Origin of the sequence: Pseudoselenomonas ruminantium (genome assembly GCF_900142515.1) — a bacterium.
Taxonomy (GTDB): domain Bacteria; phylum Bacillota; class Negativicutes; order Selenomonadales; family Selenomonadaceae; genus Selenomonas_A; species Selenomonas_A ruminantium_D.
Map to the genome: position 1 here is coordinate 1 of NZ_FRBC01000002.1, position 14,644 is coordinate 14,644.

General features: G+C 47.0%; 30 protein-coding genes. 1 reads left to right on the top strand and 29 read right to left on the bottom strand.

Annotated features, from left to right (window positions below; all coding sequences use genetic code 11):
• Nucleotides 1–300, top strand: a 300-nt coding sequence (locus BUB68_RS00985; protein WP_143188041.1) for a transposase, incomplete at its 5' end; no start/stop codon positions are given.
• A 321-nt stretch (nucleotides 301–621) separates the two neighbouring features.
• Here BUB68_RS00985 and BUB68_RS00990 read toward each other — a convergent pair.
• From BUB68_RS00990 to rpsS, 29 genes are all read right to left on the bottom strand, one after another.
• The gene (locus BUB68_RS00990) at nucleotides 622–825 is read right to left on the bottom strand and encodes a hypothetical protein (RefSeq protein ID WP_073087978.1); all 204 of its coding nucleotides are present in this window, start codon (nucleotides 823–825) and stop codon (nucleotides 622–624) included.
• A gap of 2 nt (nucleotides 826–827) precedes the next feature.
• On the bottom strand, nucleotides 828–2,054 hold the full coding sequence (locus tag BUB68_RS00995) for a radical SAM protein (protein WP_178139439.1): 1,227 nt from the start codon (nucleotides 2,052–2,054) through the stop codon (nucleotides 828–830).
• A gap of 76 nt (nucleotides 2,055–2,130) precedes the next feature.
• Nucleotides 2,131–2,310, bottom strand: coding sequence for a hypothetical protein (locus BUB68_RS14960; RefSeq protein WP_143188042.1), 180 nt, complete (start codon nucleotides 2,308–2,310; stop codon nucleotides 2,131–2,133).
• 15 nt (nucleotides 2,311–2,325) lie between these two features.
• On the bottom strand, nucleotides 2,326–2,562 hold the full coding sequence (locus tag BUB68_RS01000) for a hypothetical protein (RefSeq protein WP_143188043.1): 237 nt from the start codon (nucleotides 2,560–2,562) through the stop codon (nucleotides 2,326–2,328).
• Nucleotides 2,563–2,881: 319 nt separating this feature from the next.
• Nucleotides 2,882–3,220, bottom strand: a complete 339-nt coding sequence (gene rplQ / locus BUB68_RS01005; RefSeq protein WP_014423862.1) for a 50S ribosomal protein L17 — start codon at nucleotides 3,218–3,220, stop codon at nucleotides 2,882–2,884.
• A gap of 14 nt (nucleotides 3,221–3,234) precedes the next feature.
• Nucleotides 3,235–4,194 carry a DNA-directed RNA polymerase subunit alpha gene (locus BUB68_RS01010; RefSeq protein WP_073087980.1) on the bottom strand — a complete coding sequence of 320 codons (960 nt, stop codon included), beginning with the start codon at nucleotides 4,192–4,194 and terminating at the stop codon, nucleotides 3,235–3,237.
• 58 nt (nucleotides 4,195–4,252) lie between these two features.
• On the bottom strand, nucleotides 4,253–4,846 hold the full coding sequence (gene rpsD / locus BUB68_RS01015) for a 30S ribosomal protein S4 (protein WP_073087981.1): 594 nt from the start codon (nucleotides 4,844–4,846) through the stop codon (nucleotides 4,253–4,255).
• A gap of 20 nt (nucleotides 4,847–4,866) precedes the next feature.
• Complete coding sequence (gene rpsK, locus BUB68_RS01020) at nucleotides 4,867–5,259, bottom strand: 30S ribosomal protein S11 (RefSeq protein ID WP_014423859.1); 393 nt, start codon at nucleotides 5,257–5,259, stop codon at nucleotides 4,867–4,869.
• A 14-nt stretch (nucleotides 5,260–5,273) separates the two neighbouring features.
• Nucleotides 5,274–5,642, bottom strand: coding sequence for a 30S ribosomal protein S13 (rpsM, locus tag BUB68_RS01025; RefSeq protein ID WP_014423858.1), 369 nt, complete (start codon nucleotides 5,640–5,642; stop codon nucleotides 5,274–5,276).
• Between the two features lie 26 nt (nucleotides 5,643–5,668).
• A complete protein-coding gene (gene rpmJ, locus BUB68_RS01030; protein WP_014423857.1) occupies nucleotides 5,669–5,782 on the bottom strand; it encodes a 50S ribosomal protein L36 in 114 nt (37 codons plus the stop codon).
• 139 nt (nucleotides 5,783–5,921) lie between these two features.
• Complete coding sequence (gene infA / locus BUB68_RS01035) at nucleotides 5,922–6,140, bottom strand: translation initiation factor IF-1 (protein WP_009645081.1); 219 nt, start codon at nucleotides 6,138–6,140, stop codon at nucleotides 5,922–5,924.
• A 187-nt stretch (nucleotides 6,141–6,327) separates the two neighbouring features.
• Complete coding sequence (locus tag BUB68_RS01040) at nucleotides 6,328–6,972, bottom strand: adenylate kinase (protein ID WP_073087982.1); 645 nt, start codon at nucleotides 6,970–6,972, stop codon at nucleotides 6,328–6,330.
• Nucleotides 6,973–6,988: 16 nt separating this feature from the next.
• Nucleotides 6,989–8,245, bottom strand: a complete 1,257-nt coding sequence (secY, locus tag BUB68_RS01045; protein WP_073087983.1) for a preprotein translocase subunit SecY — start codon at nucleotides 8,243–8,245, stop codon at nucleotides 6,989–6,991.
• 1 nt (nucleotide 8,246) lies between these two features.
• Complete coding sequence (gene rplO, locus BUB68_RS01050) at nucleotides 8,247–8,696, bottom strand: 50S ribosomal protein L15 (RefSeq protein ID WP_073087984.1); 450 nt, start codon at nucleotides 8,694–8,696, stop codon at nucleotides 8,247–8,249.
• A 23-nt stretch (nucleotides 8,697–8,719) separates the two neighbouring features.
• Entirely contained in the window at nucleotides 8,720–8,905 is a 186-nt protein-coding gene (rpmD, locus tag BUB68_RS01055) for a 50S ribosomal protein L30 (RefSeq protein WP_073087985.1), read from the bottom strand.
• A gap of 13 nt (nucleotides 8,906–8,918) precedes the next feature.
• Nucleotides 8,919–9,425 (bottom strand): 30S ribosomal protein S5, encoded by a 507-nt coding sequence (rpsE, locus tag BUB68_RS01060; RefSeq protein ID WP_026767081.1) that lies wholly within the window; start codon nucleotides 9,423–9,425, stop codon nucleotides 8,919–8,921.
• 27 nt (nucleotides 9,426–9,452) lie between these two features.
• Entirely contained in the window at nucleotides 9,453–9,812 is a 360-nt protein-coding gene (gene rplR / locus BUB68_RS01065; RefSeq protein WP_028129751.1) for a 50S ribosomal protein L18, read from the bottom strand.
• Between the two features lie 30 nt (nucleotides 9,813–9,842).
• Nucleotides 9,843–10,394, bottom strand: a complete 552-nt coding sequence (rplF, locus tag BUB68_RS01070; RefSeq protein WP_073087986.1) for a 50S ribosomal protein L6 — start codon at nucleotides 10,392–10,394, stop codon at nucleotides 9,843–9,845.
• A gap of 26 nt (nucleotides 10,395–10,420) precedes the next feature.
• Complete coding sequence (rpsH, locus tag BUB68_RS01075; RefSeq protein ID WP_014423849.1) at nucleotides 10,421–10,819, bottom strand: 30S ribosomal protein S8; 399 nt, start codon at nucleotides 10,817–10,819, stop codon at nucleotides 10,421–10,423.
• A gap of 34 nt (nucleotides 10,820–10,853) precedes the next feature.
• A complete protein-coding gene (locus tag BUB68_RS01080) occupies nucleotides 10,854–11,039 on the bottom strand; it encodes a type Z 30S ribosomal protein S14 (RefSeq protein WP_014423848.1) in 186 nt (61 codons plus the stop codon).
• A gap of 14 nt (nucleotides 11,040–11,053) precedes the next feature.
• Nucleotides 11,054–11,593 (bottom strand): 50S ribosomal protein L5, encoded by a 540-nt coding sequence (gene rplE, locus BUB68_RS01085; RefSeq protein WP_014423847.1) that lies wholly within the window; start codon nucleotides 11,591–11,593, stop codon nucleotides 11,054–11,056.
• Nucleotides 11,594–11,613: 20 nt separating this feature from the next.
• Nucleotides 11,614–11,931, bottom strand: coding sequence for a 50S ribosomal protein L24 (gene rplX, locus BUB68_RS01090; RefSeq protein ID WP_173435952.1), 318 nt, complete (start codon nucleotides 11,929–11,931; stop codon nucleotides 11,614–11,616).
• Between the two features lie 33 nt (nucleotides 11,932–11,964).
• The gene (rplN, locus tag BUB68_RS01095; protein WP_014423845.1) at nucleotides 11,965–12,333 is read right to left on the bottom strand and encodes a 50S ribosomal protein L14; all 369 of its coding nucleotides are present in this window, start codon (nucleotides 12,331–12,333) and stop codon (nucleotides 11,965–11,967) included.
• 29 nt (nucleotides 12,334–12,362) lie between these two features.
• On the bottom strand, nucleotides 12,363–12,620 hold the full coding sequence (gene rpsQ, locus BUB68_RS01100) for a 30S ribosomal protein S17 (RefSeq protein WP_014423844.1): 258 nt from the start codon (nucleotides 12,618–12,620) through the stop codon (nucleotides 12,363–12,365).
• Between the two features lie 36 nt (nucleotides 12,621–12,656).
• A complete protein-coding gene (rpmC, locus tag BUB68_RS01105; protein ID WP_014423843.1) occupies nucleotides 12,657–12,851 on the bottom strand; it encodes a 50S ribosomal protein L29 in 195 nt (64 codons plus the stop codon).
• On the bottom strand, nucleotides 12,841–13,284 hold the full coding sequence (gene rplP / locus BUB68_RS01110; RefSeq protein ID WP_014423842.1) for a 50S ribosomal protein L16: 444 nt from the start codon (nucleotides 13,282–13,284) through the stop codon (nucleotides 12,841–12,843). The genes rpmC and rplP overlap by 11 nt, the downstream gene beginning before the upstream one ends.
• Entirely contained in the window at nucleotides 13,284–13,952 is a 669-nt protein-coding gene (gene rpsC, locus BUB68_RS01115; protein ID WP_014423841.1) for a 30S ribosomal protein S3, read from the bottom strand. Before rpsC ends, rplP begins: the two co-directional genes overlap by 1 nt.
• Nucleotides 13,953–13,968: 16 nt before the next feature.
• Nucleotides 13,969–14,304, bottom strand: coding sequence for a 50S ribosomal protein L22 (gene rplV, locus BUB68_RS01120; protein ID WP_014423840.1), 336 nt, complete (start codon nucleotides 14,302–14,304; stop codon nucleotides 13,969–13,971).
• A 21-nt stretch (nucleotides 14,305–14,325) separates the two neighbouring features.
• Complete coding sequence (rpsS, locus tag BUB68_RS01125; RefSeq protein ID WP_014423839.1) at nucleotides 14,326–14,607, bottom strand: 30S ribosomal protein S19; 282 nt, start codon at nucleotides 14,605–14,607, stop codon at nucleotides 14,326–14,328.
• Between the last annotated feature and the right edge of the window lie 37 nt (nucleotides 14,608–14,644).

The following is a 14,644-nucleotide window of genomic DNA, read 5'->3' on the forward strand; positions in this document are numbered from 1 at the left end:
CCCCATTATCCAGCGGCACTGAAGCGTTGGTTTGACAATTGGGATGTAATAACGCCAATATTCAAGTTCTCAACAGACGTCCGTACCGCGTTTTACACGACCAATGCCATTGAGAGCCTAAATTCCTCATACCGCCGTCTGAACAGCCAGAGAAGTGTTTTCCCCGGCCAACAGGCCCTGCTAAAGGCGTTGTATTTGGCAAGGTTTGAAGCTGCCAAGAAATGGTCCATGCCCATCCGAAACTGGGGCAAAGTAAGGGGCGAACTGACCATTATGTACCCTGATAGATTACAACCGTAAAATACATCCATGCTGAAATCATAGAAGACCTTTTACAGACTTTTATTCACACCCTCGGCTTGGAGCCATTCCGCTATCTGACCTACCTATTTGAAAATCTTCCCAATCTGAATTTCAAAATACATCCTGAATTGCTGGAAAAATTTCTGCCTTGGAGTGACGAAATCCAGAAGAACTGCAAATAAAATTTGAACCTGATCTGCGCCGATCAGGTTCTTTTCGTATATGTGATACACAGGATGGTTTTTCGTTTACTGTTTTTTGACAGCATACATACAAAAACATCTCCATAAATATATATTTCTATGGTATGATAATCATTTATTTCTTCGTTTTCATACGCTTTTCTAGCAATGAATTAGCCCCTGCTTTTTGATAAAAATTCGTATCTTTAGATAATATTTTATCTTTTAACTCTTCATTTGATAAATTTCTCTTCTCATATGCCCGTTGATTTGCCTGTATTCTTCTGCCATGCTTATCGAGCATCCAATAAACATTTTCGATAAATTTCCAAAGTCCCATAATCATTCTACCTCCTTAAAGTAATTATTTTCCCGTAATTGTTCTATAAATTTATTAAGATCCTTTTCCCATTTACCCTCAATTGGATTATAAGTACAATACCACGGTTTATCATATTTTTCATTCCCATTTGAATCTGGTCTGCAATCAAAGCAACAGTATCTGAACTCGCAATTTTTGCATTCTTTTATAAAATCTTTTGTTATATTTCGTACTCTATTATCTATAACCTCTACTAGGGATTTGTTTATTATGCTGCCATGCTTAAAGCGCCGTTCCATAACACAAGGAAATACATCACCATTATACGAAAAGTACAATCTGCGTGAAAAGCAATTATGGCCACTGATACATCTAACAATTAAATTTTCATTTAAAACTTTTGTCAGTTTTTGAGGGGTAATAAGCTTACATTTTATTAATTCGTCTGTCAATAAATTTAGCTTTGCTCTTCCTGTTATCCTTACAATGTCACGTTTTTCGCTCAATTTATATAATTCTGTATTTTTTTGACCTATAGAAACATCTTTCATAATAACATTTCTTACTCTATACTTTATACCATATTCGCTTAATTGTTTTATTAATTCATTAGTTTTTCTCCATGAGGTTTCATCTCTAGTTACATAACAATGAACTTTCTCGTTATATGAATATACAGATAATGCTAATCTAATATTATTCTTCTTTATATAGGATAGCCATTTTGTACTGATCAACGTACCATTTGTAAATATTTCAATATATTCGAACTTATTGATGCAATAGTCAAGATACTTAAATATTTGCTTGCCTAAAGTGAATGGTTCCCCACCTATAAACTGAATCTTTTTTATATCATTTTTTATCAATTCATCTATTATATGTTTATACAGGTCGAAATCCATTATTTCCTCTGTATGACAAGAAGCATTTTCATAGCAATGTATACATTTTAGATTACAGCAAGTCGTAATTTCTATCCAAACGAAATCTATAACATTATCCTTCTTTAAATCTGTTATATAATGTGGCTTTGTATATACTTCCTGAAGTAATTTAAGCTCTATTAATTTCTTTTTAAATGCCTTTTTCTCTATTGAAAGTTCTTTGTTTTCCACAGAAAGCAGTTCTTCTACAAATAATGCAGCCTCATTGTTAATCTGATAGAGTCTACATTGATTTAGGTCATATAATGCAGAATTCTTTTCACCTTTTACTAGATATACACCATACGGAAGATAATACAAAATTGTCACCTCTTTATGCCTTGTAGAAAAGCCCACTAAATGTTTAGTGAGCTTTCCTACGAGATAGTTTCAATAATTAAGGTTCTGATGGACTACAATCTGGCATACAACCATCTTCACCATAATCCGGAGCGCAATCATTATACTCAGGTGCGCATTCATTACCTCCGACATCTGGACCGCATACAACCCAATAATCTGGATCACACTCTTTTGCATATATTGGGTATTCATTCATTTCTACAATAGATAACATTTATACCACTCCTTCTTATTCATGAATCCATTCGGCATCATGTATTTCTTCAAGTGAATATTCCGTTCCTGAAATCGCTTCACCATGTTGTTCTATAAATTTTTCATCGTCTTCTTCATTTTCAGGAACTTGTGATTGTCGTAAACTATACCACCCACCTTCACCTTGTATAATCTCCATAATTCTATCTAAATCCACTTCGGGACTTAACCTATTAGACTTGGATACCTCTTTAATTCTATTTTCATTCAAATCGACAAGACATTTTTGTGCGGTAGCATAATTCGTAAATACTTTATATAGCTCCGTATCGCAAAATAAAAATCTCTTGCATCTTTATATCCATATAGAACACCTCAGCGCTTTCTATAAATAGTAGCTATACATCAAGTAAGTAAAGCCCCCATACTAACTGATTATTCTTGCAATAATTATAAAAAAGAAAAAGACGATTGTCAAGCAATAATTTAATTATACACAACACTAATCATAATTTCCATGCAACATAATTACCATTCAATCAAAATAAGCCCTGACCTTTTGGTCAGGGCTTGCTTGCTGCAATCTAAAATTACACCAGCTCGATGATAACCATCGGAGCTGCGTCGCCGCGGCGTACGCCGAGCTTCAGGATGCGGGTGTAACCGCCCTGACGGTCTGCGTATTTTGCTGCGATTTCGTCGAACAGCTTTCTTACTACATCTTCATCAGCAAGGGATGCGATTGCCTTGCGGCGGGCGCTCAGGTCACCGCGCTTTGCCAGCGTGATGAGCTGCTCTGCAAACTTGCGGAGCTCTTTTGCCTTTGCTTCCGTCGTTTCAATGCGTCCATATCTGAAGAAGGAAGTAAGAATGCTAGTGAACAGCGCCTTACGGGCTGCGGAGTTACGTCCTAATTTTCTGTAGCTCATTTATTTCCCTCTCTTCAATCGTTGTTTACTCTCAGTGCTAAACCGAGTTCCTCGAGCTTCTTCTTGACTTCTTCAAGAGACTTGCGGCCGAGGTTGCGGACCTTCATCATGTCATCTTCCGTCTTCTCAGCAAGGTCAGCGACCGTGTTGATGTTGGCGCGTTTCAGACAGTTGAAGGAACGTACCGAGAGGTCGAGGTCTTCAATGGTCATTTCGAGGACCTTGGAAGTATCATCCTCTACCTCTTCGGGGAAGGTTGCTTCTTCCTCTTCGATTTCTTCCGGCAGACCGTCCATGCTCTGGAACAGCTTCAGGTGCATCACGAGGATACCGGCTGCTTTGCTGACAGCTTCTTCCGGACGCAGGGAACCATCGGTCCATACTTCAAGAATCAGCTTGTCATAGTCGGTCTCGTTACCCACACGCGTGTCCTGCACGGTGTAGTTTACACGCTGTACCGGGGAGAAAATCGAGTCAATGGGAATTACTCCAATCGTGTCATCCGGCTTTTTATTGCGTTCTGCCGGAATGTAGCCACGGCCACGAGCAACGGTCATCTCAATCTTGAGCTTGCCGGTTGCGTCAACCGTTGCAATGTGGAGGTCCGGATTGAGAATCTCAATGTCGGCATCACAGATGATGTCGGCAGCCGTAACTTCCTTTTCGCCTTCCACGTCAATGCGGATAACCTTGGGCTCGTTGCCCTGCATCTTGAGGCAGAGCTGCTTCAGGTTCAGAACGATGTTGGTTACGTCATCCCGGACACCCGGAATGGTGGAGAACTCATGGAGAACTCCATCAATGCGAATGGAGGTAATTGCAGAACCTTCCAAGGAAGACAGAAGCATACGGCGCAGGCTGTTGCCGAAAGTCGTACCGTAACCACGTTCAAGGGGTTCGCAGACGAACTTGCCGTAACGGTTGTCTTCACTGATTTCCACAATTTCAATTTTCGGTTTCTCGATGTCTATCATCTGGAATGAACCTCCTCAATAACTAATGGAACACTATGCACACAGGCACAAATATTCATTATTTGGAGTACAACTCGACGATAGCCTGCTCGTTGACAGGAACATCGATTTCTTCACGGTTCGGGAAACGCGTTACCGTACCCGTGAGGTTAGCCTGATCAGCCTGGAGCCATGCCGGAGCGGACAGGGCATTGCTGCTTTCCTTCAGTTCTTTGAAGAAAGCGTTGGACTGGCTCTTTTCGCTGACTGCGATCACATCATTAGCGGAAACCAGAGCGGACGGAATGTCCACGCGGTGGCCGTTAACCGTGAAGTGACCATGACGAACGAGCTGACGAGCCTGACGGCGGGTGTTAGCCAGACCGAGGCGATAAACAACGTTGTCCAGACGGCGCTCAAGAAGACCGAGGAGGTTTTCACCCGTTACACCCTGCATCTTCTTAGCTTTATCGTAGTATCCACGGAACTGCTTTTCCAGTACGCCGTAGATGAATTTTGCTTTCTGCTTTTCTTTCAGCTGCATGCCGTATTCGGAAACCTTACGGTTCGTGCGGCGCGGCTGACGCTTGGATTCTTTGGAACGACCGATAACAGCCGGTTCAATGCCGAGGGCACGGCATCTTTTCAGGGCTGGTACTCTATCAATTGCCATACTTTCTATTGCACCTCCTATTAAACTCTTCTACGCTTCGGCGGACGGCATCCGTTGTGCGGAATCGGAGTAACATCTTTGATCATGTTTACTTCGAGGCCAGTTGCCTGCAGGGAACGGATTGCGGCTTCACGGCCGGCACCAGGACCCTTAACGTATACTTCGACCTGCTTCAGGCCATGTTCCATAGCTGCCTTTGCAGCCGTCTCAGCTGCCATCTGTGCAGCGAACGGCGTGCTCTTACGGGAGCCGCGGAAACCAAGGCCGCCTGCGCTGGCCCAGGAAAGTGCATTACCGCTCTTATCGGTAAGCGTTACAATCGTATTGTTAAACGTAGAACTGATATGGGCTACGCCATATTCGACGTTCTTACGAACTTTTTTCTTCGTGCGGACTGCTTTCTTAACTGCCACCAGTTAACCCTCCTTTATTTCTTCTTGCCTGCTACGGCCTTTTTCGGGCCTTTACGGGTACGGGCGTTGTTCTTGGTGTTCTGACCACGAACGGGCAGACCAAGACGGTGGCGACGACCACGGTAGCAGCCGATATCAACGAGTCTCTTGATGTTCATCTGGCGCTCACGGCGAAGGTCACCTTCAACCAGAACGTTCTTATCGATGGCATCACGAAGTTTTACAACTTCATCCTCCGTGAGATCACGAGTACGGGTATCCGGATTGATACCAGTCTCCTTCAGCAGGTCCTTGGAAGTCTTCAGACCAATACCGAAGATGTACGTCAAAGCAATTTCAATTCTTTTGTCACGGGGTAAATCTACACCGGCAATACGTGCCATTAATAAAGCACCTCCTTATTTCTTAATTAACCTTGTCTCTGTTTATGCTTGGGATTTTCGCAGATGACCATAACACGGCCTTTGCGCTTAATGACTTTGCATTTTTCACAAATCCGCTTTACTGACGGTTTTACCTTCATTTTCGTTGTGCCCCCTTTTCCTTATTGTCAGTCTCATTTTGCTAGTATAGCATGTTTGCTTTCCCTTGCCTAGTGGCAAAATGAAATTTTTTATAAAAAATTTTAAATGATAACAAACATAGCAAAAGCGGAGATGACCTTATTTGAATCGGTAGGTTATACGGCCACGCGTTAAGTCATACGGCGTGAGTTCGATAGTGACTTTGTCTCCCGGAAGGATACGGATGAAGTTCATGCGAATCTTGCCGGATACATGCGCCAGTACAACATGACCATTCTCTAGCTCAACCTGGAACATTGCGTTCGGCAGTGCTTCCAGGACTTTGCCTTCTACTTCAATAACATCTTGTTTCGACATGTGTTTCTCCTCTTATAGATGTATAAATTGGTTGGGCCAAAGTCATCTAAGGAGCTTTTGCATTTCTTGTTAAATGCCATGCCCAACAACAGGTTGTTAATCCATATAGCATTGTAATAGGCGGCAATTCCTGCCGCCCTTACAACAACTTCTATCGCTGCGTGAATTTCACACCAACGGTTTTGACTCAGCCCTTCAGAACTGCAACGAGATCTGCGGTAACTTTGTCAATCGCCTGTCTGCCATCCACTTCCGTATAGAGACCAGCTTTTTGATAGTAATCAATCAGCGGGCGCGTGGAATCTTCGTATACAGAAAGACGGCTTTTCATCGTTTCTTCCGTATCGTCAGCACGCTGGAAGAGTTCGCTGCCGCACTCATCACAGGTTCCCTCCGTCTTGGACGGATTGAACTTCACATGGTACGTAGCACCGCACTTCTTGCAGATGCGGCGGCCTACAGCGCGCTCAATGAGGTCTGCTGCCGGAACATTGATGTTCAGGACACGCGTCAGGCTAAGCCCGAGGTCTTCCAAAATACCTTTGAGGGCATCAGCCTGCTCAACAGTACGGGGGAAACCATCGAGGATAAAACCTTTCTTGCAGTCATCTTTGGCAAGACGCTCACGGACAATGCCGATAGTAACTTCGTCAGGAACGAGCTTACCAGCGTCCATGCAGGCTTTCGCCTGCTTGCCGAGCTCGGTGCCTTCCTTCACAGCTGCACGGAACATATCGCCTGTGGAGATGTGGGGAATACCAAACTCTTTGACCAGTTCAGCCGCCTGCGTGCCTTTGCCGGCACCCGGGGGGCCCATTAACAGGATATGCATAATGTTTGCCTCCTTATTATTTCATGAACCCTTCGTAGTGGCGCATGACAATCATGGCTTCAATCTGCTTCATCGTCTGGAGGGCAACGCCCACAACGATCAGCAGGGCTGTACCGCCAAAGTATACACCCTGAATATTCGTAGCGGCTGCTACCATATTCGGCAGTACGGCAATGAAAGCCAGGAAAATCGAGCCAGCAAGCGTGATACGAGTCATGACATGATCTAAATAATCTGCCGTTGGCTGTCCCGGACGGATGCCCGGGATGAAACCACCGTATTTTTTCAGATTCTCTGCCATATCCGATATCTTTACAGTAACCGCAGTATAGAAGTAGGTAAAGAAGATTATCATGCCTACATATAATGTAGTCTGTAACGGTTTACCCCACTCCAGATAACTGGCAACAGTCTTTACCCAGGGAATATCAATGAACTGGGCAATGGTTACTGGAAACATCAGCACGGATGACGCAAAGATAATTGGGATTACGCCCGCCTGATTCACCTTGAGGGGAATGTGGCTGGAATGACCGCCATAGCTGCCTCGGCCGCCAACCCGCTTCGTATAGGAAATGGGAATACGGCGGAAGCCATTTTCCACATGTACCACGAATACCACCATCGCAATGGCGATGAGAGCAAACATGAACACAGAGAAATAGCTGATCGTACCAGCCTGGACGTAATGATAGATGGTGCCGATGTTCTTCGGCAGAGCCGCTACGATACCAGCGAAGATGATAAGGGAAATACCATTACCAACGCCATTGGCCGTAATCTGCTCACCGAGCCACATCAAAAACACCGTGCCCGCCGTCAAGGTGATCGCAATGATCAGGATGTTGACGGGACTTGGATTCAAGATAGCTGCCTTCAGGCCGATGGACATGCCAATCGCCTGGAGGAAAGCCAATACTACCGTAAGGTAGCGGGTAACCTGGGTGGTCTTCTTGTGCCCCTCCTGACCTTCCTTGGACCATTGCTCCAATGTGGGAATCACTACATTCAGCAGCTGAATGATGATGGCCGCATTGATGTAAGGAGTAATGGACATCGCGAAGATGGAGAACTTACTGAAAGCACCACCCGAAAAGAGATCTAACAGACCAAAGAGGTTGCCGTTTGCGAACAACTGCTCAATCGCTGTCGGGTCAACCCCCGGAACGGGGATATGCGTCCCCATCCGGAAGATGGCAAACATAATCAAAGTAAAGGTTATTTTCTGCCTAAGCTCCGGAATTTTCCATACGTTGCCAAGGGCTGAAAGCACCTTACTTCACCTCAATTTTCTCGATCTGGCCGCCTGCAGCGGTGATCTTCTCTTCAGCGGACTTCGTGAAGCCGTTAGCGCGAACCGTCAGCTTCTTCGTCAGTTCGCCGTTGCCGAGAATACGGATGCCGTCCTGAACGTTCTTCAGGATACCGGACTCAACGAGAACAACGGGATCAACCGTCGTGCCATCTTCGAAACGGTTCAGGGATTCAACATTCACTTCAGCGAAGGTCTTAGCCCAGATATTCTTGAAACCGCGCTTCGGGAGACGACGGTACAGAGGCATCTGGCCACCTTCGAAGCCCGTGCGAACGCCGCCGCCGCTGCGGGAGTTCTGGCCCTTCATGCCTTTACCGGAAGTCTTGCCGTTACCGGAACCCAGACCGCGACCTACACGGTTGCGAACCTTGCGGGAACCAGCTGCTGGCTGTAATTCATGTAATTTCATCTGCGTGCACCTCCTGTCCTATATTAGTCTGCGATTTTTTCTACGGTAATCAGATGCTCTACTTTGTGGAGCTGACCGCGGATAGCCGGGTTGTCCGGCAGTTCAACAACGGAGTTGAGCTTGCGCAGGCCAAGAGAACGAACAGTCTTGCGCTGCGTTTCGGGACGGCCGATCAGGCTTCTTTTAAGAGTTACTTTAATTTTTGCCATTGTCGCGCCCTCCTTAACCTAAGATTTCCTGAACCGTCTTGCCACGGAGTTCAGCAACCGTCTCAGCACGCTTGAGGGCCTTGAGGCCTTCCATCGTAGCGCGTACCATGTTGTTCGGGTTGGAAGAACCCAGGGACTTGGTCAGAATGTCGTGGATACCAGCCAGTTCCAGTACGGCACGAGCCGGGCCGCCAGCGATAACACCAGTACCTTTGGCAGCCGGCTTCAGCATAACCTTACCAGCACCGAAGATGCCCAGCATCTCGTGGGGAATCGTACGACCGTCGAAGAGTGCAACCTCGATGAGGTTCTTCTTTGCATCTTCAACACCTTTGCGGATAGCTTCGGGAACTTCAGCAGCTTTGCCGAGACCTACGCCAACCTTGCCCTTCTTGTTGCCAACAACAACGAGAGCACTGAACGAGAAACGACGGCCGCCCTTGACGACTTTCGCAACTCGATTTATGTATACAACTTTCTCCTCGAACTCTGGAGTTTCGTTGTCCATATTTCTAGCCATTCATTTACCTCCTTCAGTATTGATGATTTAGAACTTCAGACCTGCTTCGCGAGCAGCTTCAGCCAGAGCAGCTACACGGCCATGGTATACATAACCGCCACGGTCGAAAACAACTTCGCTGATGCCCTTTTCGAGAGCACGCTTAGCAACTTCAGCACCAACAGCTTTAGCCGCTTCGATGTTACCACCGTAGTTTTCAAAGCCCTTGTCCTGAGTGCTTGCGGAAACGAGCGTTACGCCCTTTTCATCATCAATGACCTGAGCATAAATGTTTGCCAGGCTGCGATATACGTTGAGGCGCGGACGAGCTGCCGTACCTGCGATATGGTTGCGGACACGCAGATGACGTTTCTGACGTGCCTTGTTTTTATCTGCTTTAACCAGCACAGAGATTCACTCCTTTCTCGAATCAGTTCCTTATTTCTTGCCCTTAGCGCCGGCTTTACCTTCTTTACGACGGATATGTTCGCCAGCGTATTTGATACCCTTGCCTTTGTACGGTTCGGGTTCACGGAAGCTGCGGATTTCAGCGGCGATCTGGCCAACAACTTCTTTGTCGATACCAGAAACCGTGATAGCGTTCGCAGAGGGGCATTCGAACTTGATGCCCTGCGGCGGCTCAACAACTACCGGATGGGAGAAACCAAGGGACAGGTTCAGCGCGTTGCCCTTGAGCTGAGCACGGTAGCCGACACCATTGATTTCGAGATTCTTCTGGAAGCCTTCCGTAACACCAACAACCATGTTGTTGATGAGCGTACGGGAAAGACCATGGAGAGATCTGTGCATCTTATCGTCGGAAGGACGTGCTACGGTGAGAACGTTGCCTTCGACGGTTATTTTCATTTCCGAGCTAATCTGGCGGGAAAGTTCACCTTTCGGGCCTTTAACTTTGACCAAATTGTCTTCACCGACAGTGACGGTTACGCCAGCCGGGATTTCAATCGGTGCATTACCAATTCTTGACATCTGTACACCTCCTGACTACTTTTCGATTACCAAACGTATGCTACAACTTCGCCGCCAAGGCCAGCCTTGCGAGCCTGCTTGTCGCTCATGATGCCCTTGGAAGTGGAGATGATTGCGATGCCGAGGCCGCCCAGAACGCGGGGAAGTTCGCTCTTCTTTGCGTACTGACGAAGACCAGGCTTGGAAATACGTTTGATACCGGAAATAACCTTCTCACGGTTCGGGCCGTATTTGAGGGAAACAGAGATCATGCCCTGCTTGCCATCTTCAGTGAAGGTGTAGTCCTTGATGAAACCCTCTTCCTTCAGAACTTCGGCGATAGCCGTCTTGATCTTGGAACCCGGGATTTCAACACTTTCGTGGTATACGTTGTTTGCATTGCGCAAACGAGTCAGCATATCTGCAATAGGATCAGTCATTGCCATTGAATCGATATCCTCCTTTTACTTTAAATCAATCTTACCAGCTGGCTTTAGTTACGCCAGGGATAGCGCCTTTGTAGCTCTGCTCACGGAAGCAGATACGGCACATATCGAACTTACGCATATAACCATGCGGACGGCCGCAAATCTTGCAACGGTTGTAACCGCGAGTGGAGAACTTCGGTTCTTTGCTCCACTTTTCTACCATAGCTTTCTTAGCCAAGTTTCCTTACCTCCTTATGCTTTGAACGGCATACCCATGAGTTTCAGGAGCTCTCTGGCTTCTTCATCCGTCTGTGCCGTCGTAACGATAACAATGTTCATACCGCGGAGCTTGTCGATCTTATCGTATTCAATCTCCGGGAAGATGAGCTGCTCTTTCAGGCCGATAGCGTAGTTGCCGCGACCGTCAAAAGCCTTGTCGCTTACACCGCGGAAGTCACGTACGCGGGGCAGAGCCACGTTCATGAACTTGTCGAGGAACTGGTACATGCGCTGACCGCGAAGAGTAACTTTGCAGCCGATGGGCATGCCTTCACGCAGTTTCCAGGCAGCGAGGGATTTCTTTGCACGGGTCAGGAGCGGCTTCTGGCCAGCGATGATCGTGAGATCTGCTACTGCAGAATCCAGAGCCTTAGGGTTGCCAACGGCTTCGCCCACACCCATGTTGATGATGATCTTTTCGATCTTCGGAAGCTGCATCACGTTCTTGTAACCGAACTTCTCGGTCATAGCTTTGCAAACTTCGTTCTGATATTTTTCCTGTAATCTATCCACTTATGCTCCTCCTTTCCTGATTATTTCGTCTGGTCGATGACTTCGCCGCACTTTTTGCAGGCGCGAACCATCTTGCCATTGACTTCTTTATGAGCAACGCGGGTTGCTTTGGAGCATGCCGGGCAAACCAGCATAACTTTGCAAGCATGCATGGGCATTTCCTTTACCAGGATACCGCCCTGGGGAGCCTTCTGGTTGGGTTTCGTGTGACGCTTAACTTTGTTAACGCCTTCCACAACAACCTTACCGTGCTTGGGCATAGCAGTGATAACCTTGCCCTGCTTGCCTTTATCTTTGCCGGACAATACAACGACCGTATCGCCCTTCTTAACGTTCATCTTAACGAATGCCAAAATCGCACCTCCTCACAATTAAAGTACTTCAGGAGCCAGGGAAACGATCTTCATGAAGTCTTTATCGCGAAGTTCTCTAGCTACCGGTCCGAAGATACGCGTACCTTTCGGAGTCTTGTCTTCTTTGATGATAACTGCGGCGTTTTCATCGAAACGGATATAGGAACCGTCTGCACGGCGCAGGCCTTTCACGCTGCGAACGACAACTGCCTTAACGACATCGCCCTTCTTCACCGTGCCACCCGGAGCAGCGGATTTAACTGCAGCTACGATAATGTCACCAATGTTGGCATACTTGCGGTAAGAACCACCAAGAACACGGATGCACATGATTTCTTTTGCACCGGTGTTGTCGCCAACCTGCAGGATAGTTTGCTGTTGGATCATTGTTGGACCTCCTTCTTCTTAATTTTGGCTTATTTAGCGCGTTCGATAACTTCCACAACTCTCCAACGCTTCGTCTTGGACAGCGGGCGAGTTTCCATCAGGGAAACCTTGTCGCCTACGTGAGCATCGTTCTTCTCATCGTGAGCATGGAATTTAACCGTTCTCTTAACCGGCTTCTTGTAGAGCTTGTGCTGTTCGAGCTCTTCAACTGCTACAACAACCGTTTTATCCATCTTGTCGGAAATGACTTTACCGACTTTAATCTTACGTACGTTTCTTTCGCTCATTAGGGAGCCTCCTTCCTTCTGCATATCAGTGTGCGATTAGGCCTTCAGTTCGGCTTCGCGCTGGATCGTCTTGATACGGGCGATCGTCTTCTTTACTTCTTTGATACGCATCGGGTTCTCGAGCTGGCCAGTAGCGAGCTGGAAACGGAGGTTGAACAGTTCCTCTTTGAGCGAAGTAAGTTTCTGGTTAAGCTCATCAGCGCTCATTTCACGGATTTCATTAACCTTCATTTACTTCACCGCCCTCTGCTTTTACATCTTCTTTAACAACGAACTTCGTCTTGATCGGCAGCTTGTGGCCAGCAAGACGCATTGCTTCCTGAGCAACTTCACGGGATACGCCGTCCATTTCGAACAGTACGCGGCCCGGCTTAACTACAGCTACCCAGTATTCCGGCGAACCTTTACCGGAACCCATGCGGGTTTCGGCCGGTTTTGCCGTTACCGGCTTGTCCGGGAAAATCTTGATCCAAACCTGACCACCACGTTTGATGTAACGGGTCATAGCGATACGAGCAGCCTCGATCTGACGGTTCGTGATCCAAGCAGGTTCCAGAGCAACCAGACCATATTCACCATGGCTAACGGTGTTGCCGCGATGAGCCTTGCCCTTCATACGGCCACGGAACTGCTTACGGTATTTAACTCTCTTTGGTAATAACATTAAGCTTCGCTCCCTTCAGCTACAGCCTGACGCTGCTTTCTTTCCGGAAGAACTTCACCCTTGAAGATCCATACTTTTACGCCGATACGGCCATAAGTCGTATGTGCTTCTGCCGTACCGTAGTCGATATCAGCGCGAAGCGTGTGCAGAGGAATGCTGCCTTCACGATAAGCTTCCTTACGAGCAATTTCGGCACCGCCAAGACGGCCGCTCAGAGCAACCTTGATACCCTTGGCGCCAAGACGCATCGTACGGCCAACAGCCTGCTTCATAGCGCGGCGGAAAGCAATACGGCGTTCGAGCTGCTGAGCGATGTTTTCAGCAACCAGCGTTGCATCCATATCCGGCTGCTTGATTTCAGCGATATTGATGTCAACCTTCTTTTCCGTGTACTTCTTCAGACCTTCTTTGATCTGTTCGATACCGGAACCACCGCGACCGATTACCATACCCGGTTTAGCCGTGTGAATCGTGATCTTGAGACGGTTCTTGCTACGCTCCGTCTCAATGCGAGAAACACCAGCTGCCTGAAGGCTCTGCTTCAGATAATCGCGGATTTTAATATCTTCATGCAGGTTATCTGCAAAATCTTTGTCTGCATACCACTTAGCATCCCAAGTCTTGACGATGCCAAGACGAATACCATGCGGATTTACTTTCTGACCCAATCCGTTTCCCTCCTTCTTAGTTCTTCTCGTCTACGACGATGGTTACATGGGACGTGCGCTTCAAAATCTTGAAGGCCTGCCCACGGGAACGCGGATGGATGCGTTTCATCGTTGGGCCGTCATCAGCGAAAGCCGTCTTGATGACGAGCTTGTCAACGTCCATATCATAATTGTTCTCAGCGTTTGCAACAGCAGAACGCAGAACTTTTTCAACTACTACAGCGCCAGCTTTCGGCGTGAATTTCAGGATCGCAAAAGCCTCTGCGACGTTCTTGCCACGGATGAGATCCAGGACAACACGAACTTTGCGCGGAGTGATGCGAACGAACTTAGCTACTGCTTTAGATTCCACAAGGATTCTCCTTTCGCAAAATTACTTGAGTCCGGTCTTGCGCTCTTCACCAGCATGACCTTTGAAGGTACGGGTGGGAGCGAACTCACCGAGTTTGTGGCCAACCATGTCTTCCGTTACATAAACGGGAACATGCTTGCGACCATCATGAACAGCAATCGTATGACCTACGAAGTCCGGGAAAATCGTGGAGCTTCTGGACCAGGTCTTTACAACTTTTTTATCGTTAGCTTCGTTGAGAGCCGTGATTTTCTTCATGAGGCTTTCTGCAACGAAAGGTCCCTTTTTAATCGATCTTGACAAAGTGTATCCTCCTTCCGTCAGGCGGCGTTAAGCTGCC

What these genes read in the sequence shown, in the direction of transcription:
- rplN (WP_014423845.1), bottom strand. Translation starts at nt 12,333, where the DNA reads ATGATCCAACAGCAAACTATCCTGCAGGTTGGCGACAACACCGGTGCA.
- rpsQ (WP_014423844.1), bottom strand. Translation starts at nt 12,620, where the DNA reads ATGAGCGAAAGAAACGTACGTAAGATTAAAGTCGGTAAAGTCATTTCC.
- BUB68_RS01010 (WP_073087980.1), bottom strand. Translation starts at nt 4,194, where the DNA reads ATGATAGACATCGAGAAACCGAAAATTGAAATTGTGGAAATCAGTGAA.
- BUB68_RS01040 (WP_073087982.1), bottom strand. Translation starts at nt 6,972, where the DNA reads ATGCATATCCTGTTAATGGGCCCCCCGGGTGCCGGCAAAGGCACGCAG.
- rpsM (WP_014423858.1), bottom strand. Translation starts at nt 5,642, where the DNA reads ATGGCACGTATTGCCGGTGTAGATTTACCCCGTGACAAAAGAATTGAA.
- rplO (WP_073087984.1), bottom strand. Translation starts at nt 8,696, where the DNA reads ATGAAATTACATGAATTACAGCCAGCAGCTGGTTCCCGCAAGGTTCGC.
- rpmJ (WP_014423857.1), bottom strand. Translation starts at nt 5,782, where the DNA reads ATGAAGGTAAAACCGTCAGTAAAGCGGATTTGTGAAAAATGCAAAGTC.
- infA (WP_009645081.1), bottom strand. Translation starts at nt 6,140, where the DNA reads ATGTCGAAACAAGATGTTATTGAAGTAGAAGGCAAAGTCCTGGAAGCA.
- rpsD (WP_073087981.1), bottom strand. Translation starts at nt 4,846, where the DNA reads ATGGCAATTGATAGAGTACCAGCCCTGAAAAGATGCCGTGCCCTCGGC.
- rpsE (WP_026767081.1), bottom strand. Translation starts at nt 9,425, where the DNA reads ATGGCTAGAAATATGGACAACGAAACTCCAGAGTTCGAGGAGAAAGTT.
- rplX (WP_173435952.1), bottom strand. Translation starts at nt 11,931, where the DNA reads ATGAACGTTAAGAAGGGCGATACGGTCGTTGTATTGTCCGGCAAAGAT.
- BUB68_RS14960 (WP_143188042.1), bottom strand. Translation starts at nt 2,310, where the DNA reads ATGTTATCTATTGTAGAAATGAATGAATACCCAATATATGCAAAAGAG.
- rplQ (WP_014423862.1), bottom strand. Translation starts at nt 3,220, where the DNA reads ATGAGCTACAGAAAATTAGGACGTAACTCCGCAGCCCGTAAGGCGCTG.
- rplP (WP_014423842.1), bottom strand. Translation starts at nt 13,284, where the DNA reads ATGTTATTACCAAAGAGAGTTAAATACCGTAAGCAGTTCCGTGGCCGT.
- rpsH (WP_014423849.1), bottom strand. Translation starts at nt 10,819, where the DNA reads ATGGCAATGACTGATCCTATTGCAGATATGCTGACTCGTTTGCGCAAT.
- rplF (WP_073087986.1), bottom strand. Translation starts at nt 10,394, where the DNA reads ATGTCAAGAATTGGTAATGCACCGATTGAAATCCCGGCTGGCGTAACC.
- rpmD (WP_073087985.1), bottom strand. Translation starts at nt 8,905, where the DNA reads ATGGCAAAAATTAAAGTAACTCTTAAAAGAAGCCTGATCGGCCGTCCC.
- BUB68_RS00990 (WP_073087978.1), bottom strand. Translation starts at nt 825, where the DNA reads ATGGGACTTTGGAAATTTATCGAAAATGTTTATTGGATGCTCGATAAG.
- rpmC (WP_014423843.1), bottom strand. Translation starts at nt 12,851, where the DNA reads ATGAAGGTTAATGAAATCCGTGAAATGAGCGCTGATGAGCTTAACCAG.